Consider the following 17,048-nt stretch of genomic DNA (forward strand, 5'->3'; position numbering starts at 1 on the left):
TCTTACCTCACGTGGGTAATGATCAGCTTTTTTATTTGGCTAAGCATAAAATGACAAGCGTCGAAACGTCAAAGTCGAATTGATTATTATGGTTCACTAAATTTTTTCATAAATCATTTATAGAAATTTGTTCTGTGGTTAATCTAAGATAAGTTGATTGAAGTTAAAATTCTACATGTTAGAAGCATTTAGAGCAATGGCTTAGGCTTTCCAAAACCTTTTTGAAAAATAAAGTTGGCTGTGAAATCCTTTTTCTTCAGTTTTTGCATAGATTGCTTCATAAAAAACCATACTATTGTTGAATAAAAATTTCATTGTAGCGAAAGCGAGGCATTAAGAATGAAGGCAACAGGAATTGTTCGTCGTATTGATGATTTAGGGCGTGTGGTTATTCCAAAAGAAATTCGTAGGACGCTACGTATTCGTGAAGGTGACCCGCTAGAAATTTATACAGACCGTGAAGGTGAAGTCATTTTAAAGAAATATTCTCCAATTAATGATTTGGGAGAATTTGCGAGAGAATATGTAGAAACATTATATGAAACGTTAGGTACTCCAGCATTTGTAACCGACCGAGATGAAGTAATTGCTGTTTCAGGAATCGGTAAGAAAGAGTACATTAATCGTCGTATTACATCCTTTGCGGAAAGTTTTATGGATGAGCGTTCAACAAAAATAGAAAAAATGGAAACAACTATTGAGATTGTCCCTGGACAATATGAGCAAGTGAAGTCATATTGTGCAACGCCTATTATGGTAAATGGTGATCCAATCGGCTGTATTATCGTTTTGTCTAAAGTGCATTTTGTTGGTGAGGTTGAAGTAAAAGTCGCAGAAACAGCTGCTAACTTCTTAGCGAAACAAATGAATAGTTAATGAAAATTTAAAGTTATTGCGCTGACCTTTTAGGCTGAACAATAACTTTTTTTGTACATAGTTGTATACAGAATATTTATGATGGTGCAATCGGGCGCGTCAAACTTTTGAGATATGCTATACTATTGGCATTGTTATAGAAGGAAAGAGGGCAATTTATGTCGGAACGTTTTGGCATGAAAAGCTACATGAAGGGCGCGGCATTACTTACAATTGCTGCTCTTATTGTGAAGGTTCTTAGTGCAATTTATCGTGTGCCTTTTCAAAATCTTGTTGGTGATGAAGGTTTTTATATTTACCAGCAGGTTTATCCAATAATATCCATTTTTGTTGTGTGGACATCTAGCGGCTTTGCAGTAGCCATTTCTAAAATGCTAGCAGATAATGATTGTATTTTAGACCCGTTGGAGCGAAATCGGAAACGTAGCGGTATTATACGTATTGTTTTTCGCTATTTAACATTACTATCGTTGTTGTTTTTTGGTGTTTTATTTGGTGGTGCTGAAATACTTGCACAGCTCATGGGCGATACTGAGCTAGCACCTTTAATACGGACTGGTTCATTTATAGTGCTTGTCATGCCAGCTCTCGCTATTTTGAAGGGTGGCTTTCAATCAAGAGGTATTATGGAGCCGATTGCTTATGCACAAGTCCTTGAACAAGCTGTGAGAGTATTTGTCATTTTAGCAGGTACATTTATTATTATGACGACGACAAAGTCACTATATAGCGCAGGGCAAATGGCCATTATAGGTACGGTAATTGGCGAAATTGTAGGCTTTTTATTACTGGCGTTTATCTTTAAAAAACGTTTTGGCCTATTGAAAGATCAAAAACTACAGCAACGTGTCGAAAGTTTTTCCGTTATTAAAGAGGTAACGTTACTAAGCTTAAGTGTGAGCATGAGTGGTCTATTGTTACTAGGCTATCAGCTAGTGGATTCCTTTACTATTTATTCACTATTAATCGAAGGTGGTATGGATCAGACGGTAGCTAAGGAAACAAAAGGTATTTATGACCGCGGGCAGCCATTGGTACAGCTTGGAGTTGTCATTGCTTCTTCTCTTTCGCTTGCTATTGTGCCTCTTATTGCACATATGTCTAAAAAACAGGATGGGCGTAGTGCAATTCCGTTTATACAGCTAACGTATAGAGCGTCTGTATTATTTGGATGGGCAGCATCTCTAGGTTTAATACTCGTTATGCCTTATATTAATGCAATGCTTTTTAAAACAGATGCACTATCAGAAGTGCTTATGGTATATGTGTTACAAATTGTTCCTTTGTCGATTATTTTGACATTTACAGCTATTCTGCAAGGTTATGGAAAATTAAAAAAGCCAGCGTTATTTTTAATTATAGGTTTTATATTAAAAATAATATTAAATGTGCTGATAGTTAGTTTCTTCGGAGTATTAGGTGCGGCCATTGCTAATAATGTGGGTCTATTATTTACAGCACTGATGCTTGCTTTCTATTTGAAGAAAATGACGGCAATTCAATTAGCGCCAGCCGATTTTTACAAAAAAGTTGGAATTGCTTCACTCAGCATGGCAATTGTAGTATTAGTTTGGTTACAGTTTGTGCCAGAGTTGTTAAACCAATTTTTATCACCCCGATTTGTCGCAGTGATAGCAGGTTCTACAGCCGTATGTTTAGGTGCATTTGTAATGATTACAGTAATCGCTAAGTTACGAGTACTGGCTGAAAAAGAGTGGTACTTACTGCCGTTTGGGCGCAGAATGGCTGTTTATCAATTATGGTTAAATCGGAAGAAGTAGGTGGATGGATTGAATACATTAACAGTTATTGGCTTAGGTGCGGGTGATTTTGATCAACTGCAAATGGGTGTCTATAAAAAAATAAAAGCGGCTAGAAAATTATATGTTCGTACAGTGGATCATCCAGTATTAGATGAATTATCAGCAGAAGGCTTACAATTTGAAAGCTTTGATGCAGTCTATGAAGAACATAATTCATTCCAGCCTGTGTATGAGGAAATTGCAGAAAAACTTGTGGCTGCGGCATTAATGGAAGATGTAATGTACGCTGTACCAGGACATCCACTTGTTGCGGAGCAGACTGTACAGTTGCTTATTGCAGCGGCGGATGAGGGAAAGGTAAATTTAATCATTGAAGGTGGGCAAAGCTTCTTAGATCCAATATTTGGCGCGTTGAAAATCGACCCGATTGAAGGCTTTCAATTGCTAGATGGCACTAACTTTTCTATGCATGACATTAACATGCGTCAACATATTTTAATAGCCCAAGTATATGATACATTTAGTGCATCAGAAGTAAAGCTAACGTTGATGGAGAAATATGATGATGAATACCCTGTTACTGTAGTTACGGCAGCGGGATCAGCACAGGAAAAGTTAGTAACAGTACCACTTTATGAGCTCGATCAAAGCGTTGAGGTGAACAATTTAACAACGGTATATGTGCCGCCTGTGAAATCACAAGAGGGGGCATTACGAGACTGGACCACTTTCCGTCAAATTATTGCTACTTTAAGAGGGCCAGATGGCTGTCCGTGGGATCAAAAGCAAACGCATGAATCATTGAAAAAATATTTATTAGAAGAGGCACATGAATATTTGGCAGCTGTAGATGCAGAGGATGACTTTGCAATGATTGAGGAGCTTGGAGATGTGTTATTACAAGTATTCCTTCATGCACAAATTGGAGAAGATCAAGGCTACTTTACATTGGAAGATGTTTTAGCTTCAATCAGTGAAAAAATGATTCGTCGACACCCGCATGTATTTGGTGATGTATCGGTAGAAGATGCAGAAGGTGTTGTAGCCAATTGGGAAGCTATAAAAGCAGAAGAAAAGGGTAAAAGTGAGAAGCCGCTATTGGAAGAGGAATACCGAGCGTCCTCAGCTTTACAAACAGCATATAATTATCAAAAAAGAGCTGCAACGGTAGGATTTGATTGGCCTGATGTGGATGGTGCATGGGACAAGTTTGCGGAGGAATGGCAGGAATTTCGTAATGAGGTGACGAAAGGTACAAGTGCGTCACGTCTTGATGAATTTGGAGATGTCTTGTTTACACTTGTGAATTTAGCACGTTTCTACAAGCTATCTCCGGAAGAGGCTATGTTACATGCGAATGAGAAGTTCGCGAGCCGTTTTGGCTATGTGGAAGCAAAGGTAAAGGAAAGCGGAAAACCGTTTTCTGATTATACATTAGAACAATTAGATGCTTTCTGGAATGAAGCAAAGCAGTTAGAAAAGGAGTAAAAATATGCGATTAGATAAATTTTTAAAGGTATCGCGTTTAATTAAACGTCGTACATTAGCGAAAGAAGTGGCAGACCAAGGCCGTATTACGATTAACGGTAAGGTAGCAAAAGCTAGTAGTGCTGTTAAAGCTGGCGATGAGCTAGCCATTCGTTTTGGACAAAAAATTGTGACAGCACGTGTAGAGGAATTACGTGATACTGTGAAAAAAGAAGATGCAGCAAAAATGTTCACTATTTTGAAAGAAGAGCGTCTTGAAAAAATTGAACCTGAATTTATTGATGATGAAGACTAAGTAATACGGACTTATATGTTTGTCTCGTCCTCTTTTGAAGTCCTCAAAAGTTGTTACTGCATATAGCTACAAAAATGCGAATGAATGGTAAAAGTTTAGCAACTTTAATAAAGTTGTCATGCTTTTAAGGTTGTCCGCATAAAGTGAACAGAAGCTAGGACGACTAAAGGAGGAAGAAAATGACGCTACATCAAGAAAGTAACCGTTACACAATTCCATCTGGAGAACATATTTTAACGATTCGTAATCGTAAAAGAATGGACATGACTTCTGTAAAATCAATTGAACGCTTTGATCAGGAAGAGTTTTTTATCAAGACGTCCCAAGGGCATTTGTTAATCCGTGGAGAGGAACTGCATATCGTTCATTTAGATGTTGATAAAGGGTTATTGACACTTGAAGGAACTGTGAAAACCTTACAGTATGACGAGGAGGAAAGTGGCTTCTCGAAAGGTTTCCTTCATAAGCTGTTTGGATGATTGTTAGTGAACAATTTGTTCAACTATTAGTCATGGTTTTGAGCGGTATAGCAGTTGGGTTCATAATTGATAGTGTACGGCTTATTGTTTTTTCGACTCCAAAAAGGTCAAGCCTTCGAAGGTGGATGATGGTATTTGAATTACTCACTTGGATTCTACTGGGAGGGCTGACATACTATTTATTATTTTGGCTGAAGGATGGCGCTTGGCGGGCTTATGACCCGCTAGCGCAAATTGCCGGAATTTTTTTGTATCAAACATTTTTTCAAACATTTTTACGTTTCATCGCAAAAGTTTTGGTGAATATAATATGGAGACCCTTCTGGTTTGTCGTACAATTAATAATTGCTATCATTCGACAAATTTTACAGATATTAATGAATATAGGAGCTTTTATTTTAAGACCTTTTGTCAAAATTTATTCGTATTTGTCCTACACTTTTTTAAAAAAAGTCCGATTTATCAAGTATAATAAAAGACAACAATAATTTTCGGAGGTGCGGGCATGTCTAGACGTCATTCATCAAATGATGACCAAAAAAACTTTACTAAACTTGATAATGACTATGTCCGTAACACGGATAGAGCTATAAATCGTAAAAAACAATTACTGAAAAGAAAACTACGACGTATTGTCTTTTTTACGATTGTGCCAGTCGTTATTATCGCAGCTCTCATAAATATACTTTTTCAACAAAACAAAACACTAGCTGTAAAAGAGAAAAAAAAGGACGAAGCGAATCAGCATCTAACTGAAATGAAGGAAGAGCAAGATTCATTAAATCTTAAAATTAAACAATTAGAAGATGATGAATATATCGCGAAGCTATTACGCAAAGATTATTTCCTATCTGAAAAAGGTGAAATTATTTTCATTATACCGGAAGAGAAAGAAAATAAAGGCGATATACCAGAAAAAAAGGATAAAAAAGAAGTCATACCAGAAAAGAAAGATAAAAAAGACGACTGAAAAGCTATGTATTGTTGACACTCTTTTTTTGTTATATATAATGAAAAGAGAAACTTATTGCAGTAAAAAGTTTGATTAAATTGATTACATGGCTCAAATGAGTCGCTTAATTTTTAAGGAGGAGCATTTTTTTTATGTCAATTGAAGTAGGCAGCAAGGTACAAGGTAAAGTAACAGGAATCACAAATTTTGGAGCATTCGTTGAGCTGCCAGATGGCAAAACAGGCTTAGTACACATCAGTGAAGTTGCTGACAATTATGTAAAAGATATCAATGAGCATCTAAAAGTTGGAGATGAAGTTGAAGTAAAAGTGATGAATGTTGAAGCGGACGGAAAGATTGGTCTTTCAATCCGTAAAGCAAAGCCTCAAGCTGAGAGACCAGAGCGTCCAGAGCGTCCAGCACGTCCTCGTCGCGATAATCGTTCTAATGATCGCAACGAGCGTCATCAACCAAAAGAGAATTTTGAACAAAAAATGGCACGTTTCTTAAAAGATAGTGATGAGCGTCTAGCAACACTTAAACGTGCTACAGAGTCAAAACGCGGTGGTCGCGGCGCAAGAAGAGGGTAGTTTGCTGACTGTTTTAATCGTAGAAAAAGTGTATGAAATAGAGTTGGGATTAGCTTTTATTAAAGCTAATCCCTTTTTTGATAGTTAAATAATATAATCCTCAAAACTTCATAAAAAGGCTATCTCAAAATATACTCTAGCCATACGTCATTATAACTTTTCTAGTAGGGATACATTAAATCCCTACAACGTGGATGTTGGTCTTTTTTTCTTTTTAGGAGCTGGCGCAGGTATTTGTTCAGCAGGTTTTTCTGAAGTCTTTTCTACTGGGTTAACAACCATTTTGACAAGTAAAAACACACCATATACACTAACGGCTAGTCCAGTGATAAGCAAAAATATTTGTACAGCAAAAGGTAAATTAATAAGAATGGATACGAGAATAATCATAGAGCCACTTCCGCAAATTAAAGCAGCTTTTGTTAATGAACCCAAAGGAAATAAACCTCCTAGTTAATTCGTTCTTTTCATTATTAGTATGCCATATTTTTTGTAGACAGTAAAAAACATAAGTACATATGACGTTTCCTAGTACATAAATTTTATAACTGGAAAGGTTACAGCCATATCTTTTTTAACTTCTTTCATCAAATGTCTTTTGTACCGAAAGCGTAGCGACAGGTACAGGTACAGAAGTCCCCTGTCTCTATAGGTGATGAGATGAATGCGGTTTCAAGTCACTTTTCAGTGGGTGTCCAAACATCCGCCGCTGCCGCGTCGCTTTCGCGCAAATAAAACCCTTTTGCTGCCGCTACGCTTTCGCACAGAAAACATCTGCAGGCCTTAGCACAAAGCCGATTCATTCTGAACGCAATGATGCCGAGGCATCATTGATTGTGCAAAAAAATAGGCGCCTCAGAACAATTCTGAGACGCCTATTTGAGATGACCCCTACGGGATTCGAACCCGTGTTACCGCCGTGAAAGGGCGGTGTCTTAACCACTTGACCAAGGGGCCTACTATGGTGGCGGCCGAGGGGATCGAACCCCCGACCTTACGGGTATGAACCGTACGCTCTAGCCAGCTGAGCTAGGCCGCCATTAATATTATGGAGCGGAAGACGAGGTTCGAACTCGCGACCCCCACCTTGGCAAGGTGGTGTTCTACCACTGAACTACTTCCGCATTTATTTTAAGGACAAGTTAAATAATACAAGCCTTTGTTACTAACGTCAAGTAGTTTTCTTAAAAAAAATAATAAAAATATATGGTCAATATAAAAATTTATGAATTGGTTAAAGATTAACTTCTTTCAGCAAGTGTTTTATGTAACGTAAGTGAAACGGCAGTTACAAATATCTGCTGAAAAAGAGGAACTCTGGCTTAAGAGCTTCACATCCTATGAAAATGCCTGAGTGACCAACGTCGTGTTGTTGTTGTTGTTGTTGTTGTTGCCGCTTCGCTTTCGCACAAAAAACATCTGCAGGCTTAAGCATAAAGTTGATCCCGGACGCGATTACACTCCATAGTTTTCGTGGGAATTGTTGCCATATCTCGTATTTATGTATATGTATTCGTCGAAATGTTTATATTTTTTTCTGTCACCGTCAGACAATCTTTCCACACATAATTTTTTATAATAGCCAAAAGTGCAGAAAGGGGATAGTGAAATGACGAGTATTGAATGGTATAACACAGCAAATGTAGACGATGATCAAAAATTAGGAGCGAAAAAAAGGCAATTGATGATTGGCTCCCTACTCTTTTTAACATCCTTTTTTTTAGCTCAATCTGTTGTATTTGAAGCGGCTGTACCTTTCTCGGTTCCTTTTTGGGCAATTATTCGAACGAAGTATAAGGAATATGCCAAATATGTTTTGTTTGGTGGTTTAATAGGGTGTTTTTTCCTTGGTTTTGGACAAGTCTTCATTTTAGCGTTGCAAATTGTTATGTATGAATGTATTATGCGCTTTCGCTATTGGCAGCTGCCACAAAGTATTGCGGTCTCTTTAGCGGTACTGTTTGTGCAGATTATGTGGCAGGGGGTTATGTATCAAGGCTTACCACCGGTGCTTGTACAATTTTATGTAGGCTGTGAAGCAGCTTTAGCTCTTATTATGACACTGTTTATGCAAGTATTGTTTGTTAATTCTTATGAATGGTTTACGAGTCATTGGACATATGAGAAGCTAGGTTCTGGATTAGTTGTATTTGCTGCTATGCTTACAGGGATGCAAGCAATTGTCATAAGCTATTTTTCACTTCCCATTTTTCTATTACAACTATTAATTTGCTTTGGTGCGTTAGTAGGAAGTGTACCATTAGCAACGGTTATTGGAGCCGTGCTCGGGACTCTCATTGGTGTTGCAAAACTTTCATTTTCAGGTATGCTTTCAGTAGCAACTTTAACGGGATTGTGCGCAGGGATGGGAGCTCGCGCTGGAAGGTTTGGTGTAGCAATTGGTAGCATTTTGCCAAGTGTGTTTTTTTTATTTTACGATGCAACATTACCGTTAGATAGTGTCTATTTCACATCGATTGCGATCGGGAGTATTGTTTTTCTAACCATCCCCCAAAAATATTCTGATAAGGTGCGGGACAAACTGTTTCCGCAGCGCGAGGAGGTCTTACTCGCTCGGCAAAATTGGTTAACGGAGCATGTTACGTATAAACTAGAGCATTTCCAGCATTTTGTACAATTTATGAAGGAGCTTGTGTTTGAACGCTTTATGACGGTCCCGATAGAAGAGGCAAAGGAAATATCACCGATGAATACATGTTTAAGTTGCTTCCGCTATGATCGTTGTTGGGGAGCACAAAATAACGGAATGGACAAGCTTATGACGGACTGGTTCCATATGAAAGGCGTTGGAAAGGAATCTGCTCTTCACCGTGTCGAAGAACAACTACGCTTTAAATGTGTAAAATCAACGAAGATTTTTGAAGAATTAGAAACGGAGTTGTATAGAGAGCGCATTAATGGACAGTATTTTCATGGTAAGAAAATGATTGCGCTTCAGCTGCGGGATATGAGCAATCATCTAAATCAATTAATAGCGGAGATGAAAGAAGAGGCTATCTCCTTCGTCAGTGTGGAAAAGGACATTACTCAACGATTAAAAGATGCACATATTGAATGCTTTCAACTAGATGTAATAAGCAATAAGCCTGGAGCACGAAAAATTGTATGTGCCTTAGCACCGGCACGTGTCAATTGGGAGGAAGACACGACAGTAGCTGAACGGATGATACTGCCAATTTTATACGATATTTTTGAAGAACCCTTTGAAATTGAAAAAGTAGTAGCATGTGATGTACCATTTCGTCACATTCAAGTAAGCTTTAGATCAGCTATAAGCTTTGAAGTAGAGTATGATATATATAGCATGTCTAAAGATGCGACGTTATATTCAGGTGATTCCCATGCATTATTTCAATTGCATCCTGGACTATTTGCAATTTTATTGTCAGATGGTATGGGTCAGAGTAAAGAAGCACAGCATGAAAGTAGAAAATTAATACATTTAATGCGGGAATGCTTAAATTACAATATGAACCCAGAAACTGCGATGCATACGTTGCATTATGTTATGTCTTTAAAGCAACAAAATGATATGTATGCAACGCTTGATTTTGCCCTTGTCGATTTACAACACGGTGATTTATGGTCGTGGAAGGCTGGGGGAATGTCTACGTATATTTTACGTGGGAAAGAGGTGCTGAAGGTTGAAAGTAATGCAGCGCCTGTAGGATTTTTATCTATTTCAGCAGTCGAGGCTGAAAAAAGAAAGCTGAAAGCGGGCGATGTAATTTTAATGCACTCCGATGGATTATTTTCAAGTGTGGATGATTGGGACGAGCAGGAGGAGACATTTTTAGCGTATGCGCAGCAGGTAGCAGGCACTACTAAATCCATACAGGAAAAACTAACAACGATTATGCAATCTTTCCAATCTTTTTATAACATTGACGACGATTGCACTGTATTGATGCTAGAAGTTACCCATGTTGTACCTACATGGGCTGTGTTTAGACCAGTTGAACATTCTATGAGTAAATCAACAAAATAGAAAACGAAAAGGGGAGGAGAAGCGTTTGTCACTTGAATTAAAGGTCAAATTATTTATTGAAAAAGAACAATTATTACAGCCAGACGATCATCTTCTCGTCGCCGTTTCGGGTGGATTAGATTCAATGGCTTTACTCCATTATTTTGTTACAACAAAAGAGCAATGGGGGATTACGGTAGAAGCCGTACATGTTGATCATATGCTAAGAGGTGAGGCATCTGCTGAGGATAGAGCTTTTGTCCAAAAATATTGTGATGAGTATGGTGTAAACTTATATGCAAAAGCTATTCCAATACCAGAAATCATGGCTTTAGAAAATGGGAATTCACAGCTTATTTGTCGTAGAGAACGGTATCAATATTTTAAAGAGGTCATGCAAAAAACAAACGCTAGCAAGCTTGTAACTGCACATCATGCGGACGACCAACTGGAGTCAGTATTAATGGCCCTGACAAAAAATGCAACGATAAATGGTATGCAAGGTATACGTTCACAACGCTTTTTTGAAGGAAAATCATTAATTCGTCCGTTTTTAACGGTTACAAAGTCCGAAATAGGGGAATATTTACTTATACAAGGTTTAGATTATCGGGAAGACGCTAGCAATTCTAAAGACACCTATGTACGCAATCGTTTTAGACATCATGTGGTGCCATTATTGGAAGCTGAAAATCCTCGAGTAACGGAGCAGGTGACCCATTTTACAAAACAATTGCAAGAAGATGATGCCTATTTAATGGCATTAGCGGAAGATGTATTTTCTAGAACGATACAAATTAGAAGCGGAAATACATATAGCATGGAAATTGAAGCTTTTCAATTGGTACCACTTGCTTTACAAAGGAGGCTCATTTTAATACTATTAAACTATCTTTACAAAGATTCAAATACGATACAAAGTTATGCTTTATTGACTTCAATTTCAAAGCTTTGTGATACGACAGCTGGGTATGCTGAAGTTCACTTGCCAGAAGATTTTATAGCAGTTCGCCGTTATGGAAAATTAACGATTCAGAAGAAAGACCCATTAGAAGGGCAAACTTCTCCTGAGAAAAAAGTTATTTCAACTGCTAATGGGTGGGCCACATTGACAAATGGTGAACATTTATGCGTAGTCAAGTTGTCTGATTTATCGTCTGAAATGATAACGGATACTGCAAAACTTTTTTATTTTAACGCTAGCAAACTCAAACTTCCACTCTATGTTAGAGCGCGTAAGGAAGGAGACAGAATGCTGTTAAAAGGTATGGATCAGCCGAAACGTTTATCTCGCCTTTTTATAGATGAAAAGATTCCTTTAAATGAGCGAAATAGCTGGCCGTTACTGATTTCTCAATCTGATGAGGTAGTAGCGGTAATTGGTGTGCGTATGGGAATGTTTTTTTCAACCACTCCACAACCTAACGATGATACAGTGCTCATCGTAGACTAAGGTCTTTGTAAAATTTCACCACAAATGGTTGAAAATTTTTTTATACACACGAGGAGGAATCGATATGTTACAAAATGACATCGAAAAAATTATGATTTCAGAAGAACAATTACAAGAAAGAATCGCTGAGTTAGGAGCACAATTGACAGAGGAATACAAAGATGCATTCCCGCTAGCTGTTGGTGTTCTAAAAGGGGCAATGCCTTTTATGACAGACTTAATGAAACGTTTCGATTCTTTCATTGAGCTAGACTTTATGGATGTTTCTAGCTATGGCAATGCCACAGTTTCGTCAGGCGAAGTAAAAATTCTAAAGGATTTAAATACAAGCGTTGAGGGGCGTGACGTATTAATTATTGAGGATATCATTGATAGCGGCTTAACTTTAAGCTATTTAGTAGACTTATTTAAATACCGTAAAGCAAAATCCATCAAAATCGTTACATTGTTAGATAAGCCATCAGGTCGTAAAGTAAACTTAGATGCTGATTATGTTGGTTTTGAAGTGCCAGACGGCTTTGTTGTAGGGTATGGCTTAGATTATGCAGAAAAATACCGTAATTTACCATATATCGGCATTTTAAAACCAGAAGTCTATTCTTTCTAAGAAGTAGGGGTTAACGAAAGTACACCAACTATGAAACGAGAGAGCCTCCAGCGAAGGTCATAGATTTTTGTTTTTAGGCTCATCACCAGAAGTTATCGATGACATTTGTTAAAACGTATGTCATGTATATAAGTTGATTTGAGTGGAGGCTGGGCGACTCCTTGAGGATTAGTGATAGAGGAACGAAGGCTAAGAGCAACACATTCTGTGATAACGCCTTCGTGACCAACATCGTGTTGCTGCCGCTACGCTCTCGCACATAAAATACATGCTTCCCTAAGCGAGGAATAGAGTGCCCAGTCGGAGCGAAAATTAACCTCACGTTATGGTGATGAACTTTTTTTAAGCGTAATTCAAAAATTTAGGCATATTGTTCAGCTGTATCAAGATAAAGGAATAGGTACAACTACGCTGGGATACAATTATGCCGAGGTATACTTGATAAATGCATGAATATGTTTTGATTTCGACAAAAATCGAACGAAACTTTTTTAAAGCAGGGCTTTTCGTTGTATGATGAAATCATGATATGTTAAGATTTTACTTATAATTTTTCTGTTTGTAATGAGGAGGCTGGAGATGAATCGAATATTTCGATATACCATATTCTATTTACTGATTTTCCTGGTGATTATCGGTATTTTTGGTACTTTCAACGGTGGCAATGCACCAACGAAAGAGTTAACTTATGCTGAGTTTCAAGAAGCTCTAGATAAGAAAGAAATAACAAGTGCGACAATTCAACCTGATAAATCAGTATACATCGTTGAAGGTACACTGAAGGGTTATGAAAAGGGTCAAAAATTCACAGTAAATATCCCTCGTGATAACCAATCTTTAATGGACCGCATCGATGAGGCTGCTAAGGATAAGAATAGTAATATTAGATATTTAACAGCGCCGGAAACAAGTGGATGGATTCAATTCTTTACGGGGATTATTCCTTTCATCATTATCATTTTCTTATTCTTCTTCCTAATGAGTCAATCTCAAGGTGGCGGTAATAAAGTGATGAGCTTTGGTAAAAGTAAAGCTAAACTTTATGACGATCAAAAGAAAAAAGTTCGTTTTACAGATGTAGCGGGTGCTGATGAAGAGAAAGCGGAGCTTGTAGAGGTTGTTGATTTCTTAAAAGACCACCGCAAATTCACTGAAATCGGTGCACGTATTCCAAAAGGTATCTTACTTGTAGGTCCTCCAGGTACAGGTAAAACATTACTTGCACGAGCAGTAGCGGGTGAGGCAGGCGTACCATTCTTCTCGATTTCAGGTTCTGACTTCGTAGAAATGTTTGTTGGTGTCGGTGCATCACGTGTTCGTGACTTATTTGAAAATGCTAAGAAAAACGCACCGTGTATCATCTTTATCGATGAGATTGATGCAGTAGGTCGTCAACGTGGCGCAGGTCTTGGTGGTGGCCATGACGAGCGTGAACAAACACTGAACCAATTGTTAGTTGAAATGGATGGTTTCGGAGCAAACGAAGGTATTATTATTATCGCTGCAACAAACCGCCCAGATATTTTAGATAAAGCGTTATTACGACCTGGTCGTTTTGACCGTCAAATTACAGTAGGACACCCTGATGTAAAAGGTCGTGAAGCTATTCTAAAAGTGCATGCGCGTAACAAGCCTTTATCGGATACAGTGGATTTAGCAGCTGTTGCACAACGTACTCCTGGATTCTCAGGTGCCGACTTAGAGAACTTGTTAAATGAAGCTGCACTTGTAGCTGCTCGTAAAAGTAAACGTACAATTAATATGGCAGATATCGATGAGGCATCTGATCGAGTAATTGCAGGCCCAGCAAAAGCTAGCCGTGTTTACTCAGCGAAAGAAAAGAAACTTGTATCCTTCCATGAGGCCGGCCACGTAGTCGTTGGTTTAGAGCTAGATGAAGCGGATACAGTACACAAAGTAACAATCGTTCCTCGTGGTCAAGCTGGAGGTTACGCGATTATGTTACCGAAGGAAGAACGTTTCTTCACAACAAAACAAGAACTATTAGACCGTATTGCTGGACTTCTTGGTGGTCGTGTAGCAGAGGAAATCGTACTTGGTGAAGTATCTACTGGGGCACATAATGACTTCCAAAAGGTAACAAGTATTGCACGTGCCATGGTCACTGAATATGGTATGAGTGAAAATCTTGGTGCAATGCAGTTTGGTTCAAGTCAGGGTGGGAATGTATTCCTTGGTCGTGACTTTAATTCAGATCAAAACTACTCTGATTCAATCGCTTATGAAATTGATAAAGAAATGCAAAAAATTATCGATTCGCAATATGAGCGTACGAAACGAATCCTAACTGAAAAACGTCATTTACTTGATTTAATTGCTAACACATTAATGCAAAAAGAAACATTGAATGCGCAAGAAATCGAGCATTTACGTGACCACGGTGTTTTACCAGAACCAGAGGTTGAAACGGTTGTAGAAAAAACTCTTAAAGTTGAAGTTCAACCAACATTAGATGTAGTTGGTGAACCAGTTGTTAAAAAAGAATTGCTTAACAATGAGCCAGCTCCAACAACGGCTGATCTACCAAAAGAAGGTCAAGAGCCAAACGATACACCTAAAGGTATCGATGAAAAACGTGATTAATATTGGAAAGACTGTTTACTATTTTTGTAAGCAGTCTTTTTCTTTGCCTTTTTTCAGCATAAGATATTAGGATAGAAATATTATTTTACGCAGCTGCGTAATAGAGTTTCTACTATTTGTTCCGTACAAATACATCAGAACGCTTGATGTATAGCCAATATGGATAGGAGTGTTAAAAAGTGGGAAGCATAACATTGAATAATGGTTTAGAAATGCTGTTAGTAGGCTATGGTGTTTCAGCATGGTGTAGTAACAATTCCAAAAACAATGACTCCTACACGTATGACGGAAAATCTAACGGTCTTTGACTTTGCGTTAACAGAGGAAGAAATGGCTCAATTAGATACACTAAATGATGGATTACGTTGTGGACCAGACCCAGAAAAATTTAATTTTAAATAATATGTAAGGAGCTACCTATATGAGGGTGGCTCCTTTCAAAATAAATAAATTTCATACTAAAAAAAGTGAAGTTGATTTCCGTTCCAGGCTACTCGCTTTCCTGTGGGCGAGCGTCGAGCCGCTTCCTCCGCTACGCTCCGTGCAGGGTCTCGCCTGTCTCGCTTTCCCACGGGAGTCGAGTAGCCTTCCACTCCAATCAGCGATAGCGTAAAACGTAATATGGCGACCTATAACATGGAAGTATTGCAGACCTGTTATTGCTAACGCTATGCTTTCGCGCAAAAGCATACATTGTTGAAGCTTTTTTATAACTATAAATAGAGTGCCCTGCCAGAAGACACACGCTAAGTAGATTGGTTGATTGGAGTGGAGGCTGGGTGACTCCTTGGGGATCAGCGTCACAGATGAGACCCTGGAGCGAGCAACGCGAGTGAAGCGGCTCATAGGACGCCCCCAGGAAAGCATCCAGCCGGAACGGAAATCAACCCCACGTTTTGGTGATAGGAAATAAATTATTGAAAGGAGATACCCATGATGAGGGTGACTCCCTTTTGTAGTGAGATGAATGCTATTTCGTAGGAATAAAAGTGTGGTATCATTTTCTAAGTGTTTTAACTTCTTTGTGCAATCGCAAAGGCGATTTCGGATGCAATTATGCCGATGCATAATTGATCTTTACTTTTTGTGCATGAGTATGCATTGTTTTAGTTGTATCAATCGTATAGTGACAGGTACAATTACGATGAGGTGCAATAAATAGGAGGCATCAACCATGATTTTAGTTTTAGATGCAGGGAATTCGAATATCGTTTTAGGTGTCTATGATGACAACGATCAATTAGCCTTCCATTGGCGTATGGTGACAGACCTTCATAAAACAGAAGATGAATACGCAATGCAAGTACTATCTTTCTTTAATCATGCAGGCATTTCATTTGAACAAGTTAAAGGTATTATCATATCCTCTGTTGTACCACCAATTATGTTTTCGTTAGAAGCGATGTGTCAAAAGTATTTCCGTAAAAAACCGCTCGTTGTAGGACCAGGTGTGAAAACAGGATTGAATATTAAATATGAAAACCCGCGTGAAGTTGGCTCAGACCGCATAGTGAACGCTATTGCAGCCCTAGAAGCTTATAAAGCACCGCTGATCATTGTTGATTTTGGTACTGCCACAACATATTGTTACTTAAACGAAAAGGGCGATTATATGGGCGGTGCTATTGCTCCAGGTATTTCTATTTCTACGGAGGCACTCTATACACAGGCAGCTAGATTGCCGCGTATTGAAATATTGCGCTCTCCACATATTGTTGGAAAGACAACTGTATCTGCGATGCAGGCCGGAATTTTTTATGGCTTTGTTGGGCAAGTAGAGGGAATTGTTAATCGCATTAAAGCGCAAAGTAAGGAAGAGCCTTTAGTTATTGCTACTGGAGGATTAGCAAATTTAATTGCTGGGGAGACGCAAGTTATTGATATAGTCGACCCGTTTTTAACATTAAAAGGCTTATATAAGCTATACAAACGTAATCAATAAGAAATGAGGGA

17 protein-coding genes, 3 tRNA genes and 1 pseudogene are annotated in these 17,048 nt (G+C 38.4%); 15 read left to right on the plus strand and 6 right to left on the minus strand.

Translation table 11 applies throughout. The annotated features are described in order from the left end of the window. Positions 1–339 precede the first annotated feature (339 nt). From spoVT to AB9L17_RS00480, 8 genes are all read left to right on the plus strand, one after another. Positions 340–876, plus strand: a complete 537-nt coding sequence (gene spoVT / locus AB9L17_RS00445; RefSeq protein WP_068986592.1) for a stage V sporulation protein T — start codon at positions 340–342, stop codon at positions 874–876. Positions 877–1,034: 158 nt separating this feature from the next. Further along, on the plus strand, positions 1,035–2,657 hold the full coding sequence (locus AB9L17_RS00450; RefSeq protein WP_223556246.1) for a putative polysaccharide biosynthesis protein: 1,623 nt from the start codon (positions 1,035–1,037) through the stop codon (positions 2,655–2,657). A 9-nt stretch (positions 2,658–2,666) separates the two neighbouring features. Beyond that, positions 2,667–4,127, plus strand: a complete 1,461-nt coding sequence (mazG, locus tag AB9L17_RS00455) for a nucleoside triphosphate pyrophosphohydrolase (protein WP_068986594.1) — start codon at positions 2,667–2,669, stop codon at positions 4,125–4,127. A 4-nt stretch (positions 4,128–4,131) separates the two neighbouring features. Then, positions 4,132–4,422, plus strand: a complete 291-nt coding sequence (locus tag AB9L17_RS00460) for an RNA-binding S4 domain-containing protein (protein ID WP_068986595.1) — start codon at positions 4,132–4,134, stop codon at positions 4,420–4,422. A gap of 179 nt (positions 4,423–4,601) precedes the next feature. Next, positions 4,602–4,901 carry a sporulation protein YabP gene (yabP, locus tag AB9L17_RS00465; protein WP_004229167.1) on the plus strand — a complete coding sequence of 100 codons (300 nt, stop codon included), beginning with the start codon at positions 4,602–4,604 and terminating at the stop codon, positions 4,899–4,901. Further along, positions 4,898–5,389, plus strand: coding sequence for a spore cortex biosynthesis protein YabQ (gene yabQ, locus AB9L17_RS00470; protein WP_068986596.1), 492 nt, complete (start codon positions 4,898–4,900; stop codon positions 5,387–5,389). Before yabP ends, yabQ begins: the two co-directional genes overlap by 4 nt. A 17-nt stretch (positions 5,390–5,406) precedes the next feature. Beyond that, a complete protein-coding gene (locus AB9L17_RS00475) occupies positions 5,407–5,871 on the plus strand; it encodes an FtsB family cell division protein (RefSeq protein ID WP_068986597.1) in 465 nt (154 codons plus the stop codon). A 134-nt stretch (positions 5,872–6,005) separates the two neighbouring features. Continuing rightward, on the plus strand, positions 6,006–6,443 hold the full coding sequence (locus AB9L17_RS00480) for a S1 domain-containing RNA-binding protein (RefSeq protein ID WP_048395331.1): 438 nt from the start codon (positions 6,006–6,008) through the stop codon (positions 6,441–6,443). A gap of 183 nt (positions 6,444–6,626) precedes the next feature. Here the strand turns inward: AB9L17_RS00480 and AB9L17_RS00485 are convergent, their stop codons facing one another. The 6 genes from AB9L17_RS00485 to AB9L17_RS00510 all read right to left on the minus strand — a co-directional run bounded on the left by AB9L17_RS00485 (position 6,627) and on the right by AB9L17_RS00510 (position 7,878). Continuing rightward, the gene (locus tag AB9L17_RS00485; RefSeq protein WP_068986598.1) at positions 6,627–6,878 is read right to left on the minus strand and encodes a hypothetical protein; all 252 of its coding nucleotides are present in this window, start codon (positions 6,876–6,878) and stop codon (positions 6,627–6,629) included. A 242-nt stretch (positions 6,879–7,120) separates the two neighbouring features. Then, a complete protein-coding gene (locus tag AB9L17_RS00490; protein ID WP_375199917.1) occupies positions 7,121–7,246 on the minus strand; it encodes a hypothetical protein in 126 nt (41 codons plus the stop codon). Positions 7,247–7,328: 82 nt separating this feature from the next. After that, positions 7,329–7,400, minus strand: a tRNA-Glu gene (locus tag AB9L17_RS00495). Between the two features lie 5 nt (positions 7,401–7,405). Continuing rightward, positions 7,406–7,482, minus strand: a tRNA-Met gene (locus AB9L17_RS00500). Positions 7,483–7,492: 10 nt separating this feature from the next. Then, a tRNA-Gly gene (locus AB9L17_RS00505) sits at positions 7,493–7,567 on the minus strand. A 164-nt stretch (positions 7,568–7,731) separates the two neighbouring features. After that, on the minus strand, positions 7,732–7,878 hold the full coding sequence (locus AB9L17_RS00510) for a hypothetical protein (RefSeq protein ID WP_375199918.1): 147 nt from the start codon (positions 7,876–7,878) through the stop codon (positions 7,732–7,734). A 174-nt stretch (positions 7,879–8,052) separates the two neighbouring features. Here AB9L17_RS00510 and AB9L17_RS00515 point away from each other — a divergent pair, with 174 nt between their 5' ends. From AB9L17_RS00515 to AB9L17_RS00545, 7 genes and pseudogenes are all read left to right on the plus strand, one after another. Next, positions 8,053–10,452 carry a SpoIIE family protein phosphatase gene (locus tag AB9L17_RS00515; protein ID WP_068986599.1) on the plus strand — a complete coding sequence of 800 codons (2,400 nt, stop codon included), beginning with the start codon at positions 8,053–8,055 and terminating at the stop codon, positions 10,450–10,452. 25 nt (positions 10,453–10,477) lie between these two features. Beyond that, on the plus strand, positions 10,478–11,884 hold the full coding sequence (gene tilS / locus AB9L17_RS00520; RefSeq protein WP_068986600.1) for a tRNA lysidine(34) synthetase TilS: 1,407 nt from the start codon (positions 10,478–10,480) through the stop codon (positions 11,882–11,884). Between the two features lie 64 nt (positions 11,885–11,948). After that, positions 11,949–12,491, plus strand: coding sequence for a hypoxanthine phosphoribosyltransferase (hpt, locus tag AB9L17_RS00525; protein WP_068986601.1), 543 nt, complete (start codon positions 11,949–11,951; stop codon positions 12,489–12,491). Positions 12,492–13,070: 579 nt separating this feature from the next. Continuing rightward, positions 13,071–15,095: an ATP-dependent zinc metalloprotease FtsH gene (gene ftsH, locus AB9L17_RS00530; RefSeq protein ID WP_068986602.1), complete on the plus strand. Its 2,025-nt coding sequence runs from the start codon at positions 13,071–13,073 to the stop codon at positions 15,093–15,095. Between the two features lie 237 nt (positions 15,096–15,332). Continuing rightward, a pseudogene (locus tag AB9L17_RS00535) lies at positions 15,333–15,497 on the plus strand (aldo/keto reductase); the annotation flags it as partial. Between the two features lie 385 nt (positions 15,498–15,882). Then, entirely contained in the window at positions 15,883–16,008 is a 126-nt protein-coding gene (locus tag AB9L17_RS00540) for a hypothetical protein (protein ID WP_263297595.1), read from the plus strand. A 261-nt stretch (positions 16,009–16,269) separates the two neighbouring features. Then, the gene (locus AB9L17_RS00545) at positions 16,270–17,037 is read left to right on the plus strand and encodes a type III pantothenate kinase (protein WP_068986604.1); all 768 of its coding nucleotides are present in this window, start codon (positions 16,270–16,272) and stop codon (positions 17,035–17,037) included. Positions 17,038–17,048 lie beyond the last annotated feature (11 nt).

It is taken from the genome of Lysinibacillus sp. RS11, from assembly GCF_042019215.1.
Taxonomy (GTDB): Bacteria; Bacillota; Bacilli; order Bacillales_A; family Planococcaceae; genus Lysinibacillus; species Lysinibacillus xylanilyticus_A.

Bases quoted from the DNA above. Each gene is read 5' to 3' on its own strand.
- spoVT (WP_068986592.1), top strand. From the start codon at position 340: ATGAAGGCAACAGGAATTGTTCGTCGTATTGATGATTTAGGGCGTGTG.
- AB9L17_RS00450 (WP_223556246.1), top strand. From the start codon at position 1,035: ATGTCGGAACGTTTTGGCATGAAAAGCTACATGAAGGGCGCGGCATTA.
- AB9L17_RS00460 (WP_068986595.1), top strand. From the start codon at position 4,132: ATGCGATTAGATAAATTTTTAAAGGTATCGCGTTTAATTAAACGTCGT.
- yabP (WP_004229167.1), top strand. From the start codon at position 4,602: ATGACGCTACATCAAGAAAGTAACCGTTACACAATTCCATCTGGAGAA.
- yabQ (WP_068986596.1), top strand. From the start codon at position 4,898: ATGATTGTTAGTGAACAATTTGTTCAACTATTAGTCATGGTTTTGAGC.
- AB9L17_RS00475 (WP_068986597.1), top strand. From the start codon at position 5,407: ATGTCTAGACGTCATTCATCAAATGATGACCAAAAAAACTTTACTAAA.
- AB9L17_RS00480 (WP_048395331.1), top strand. From the start codon at position 6,006: ATGTCAATTGAAGTAGGCAGCAAGGTACAAGGTAAAGTAACAGGAATC.
- AB9L17_RS00490 (WP_375199917.1), bottom strand. From the start codon at position 7,246: ATGAATCGGCTTTGTGCTAAGGCCTGCAGATGTTTTCTGTGCGAAAGC.
- AB9L17_RS00510 (WP_375199918.1), bottom strand. From the start codon at position 7,878: ATGCTTAAGCCTGCAGATGTTTTTTGTGCGAAAGCGAAGCGGCAACAA.
- AB9L17_RS00515 (WP_068986599.1), top strand. From the start codon at position 8,053: ATGACGAGTATTGAATGGTATAACACAGCAAATGTAGACGATGATCAA.
- hpt (WP_068986601.1), top strand. From the start codon at position 11,949: ATGTTACAAAATGACATCGAAAAAATTATGATTTCAGAAGAACAATTA.
- ftsH (WP_068986602.1), top strand. From the start codon at position 13,071: ATGAATCGAATATTTCGATATACCATATTCTATTTACTGATTTTCCTG.
- AB9L17_RS00545 (WP_068986604.1), top strand. From the start codon at position 16,270: ATGATTTTAGTTTTAGATGCAGGGAATTCGAATATCGTTTTAGGTGTC.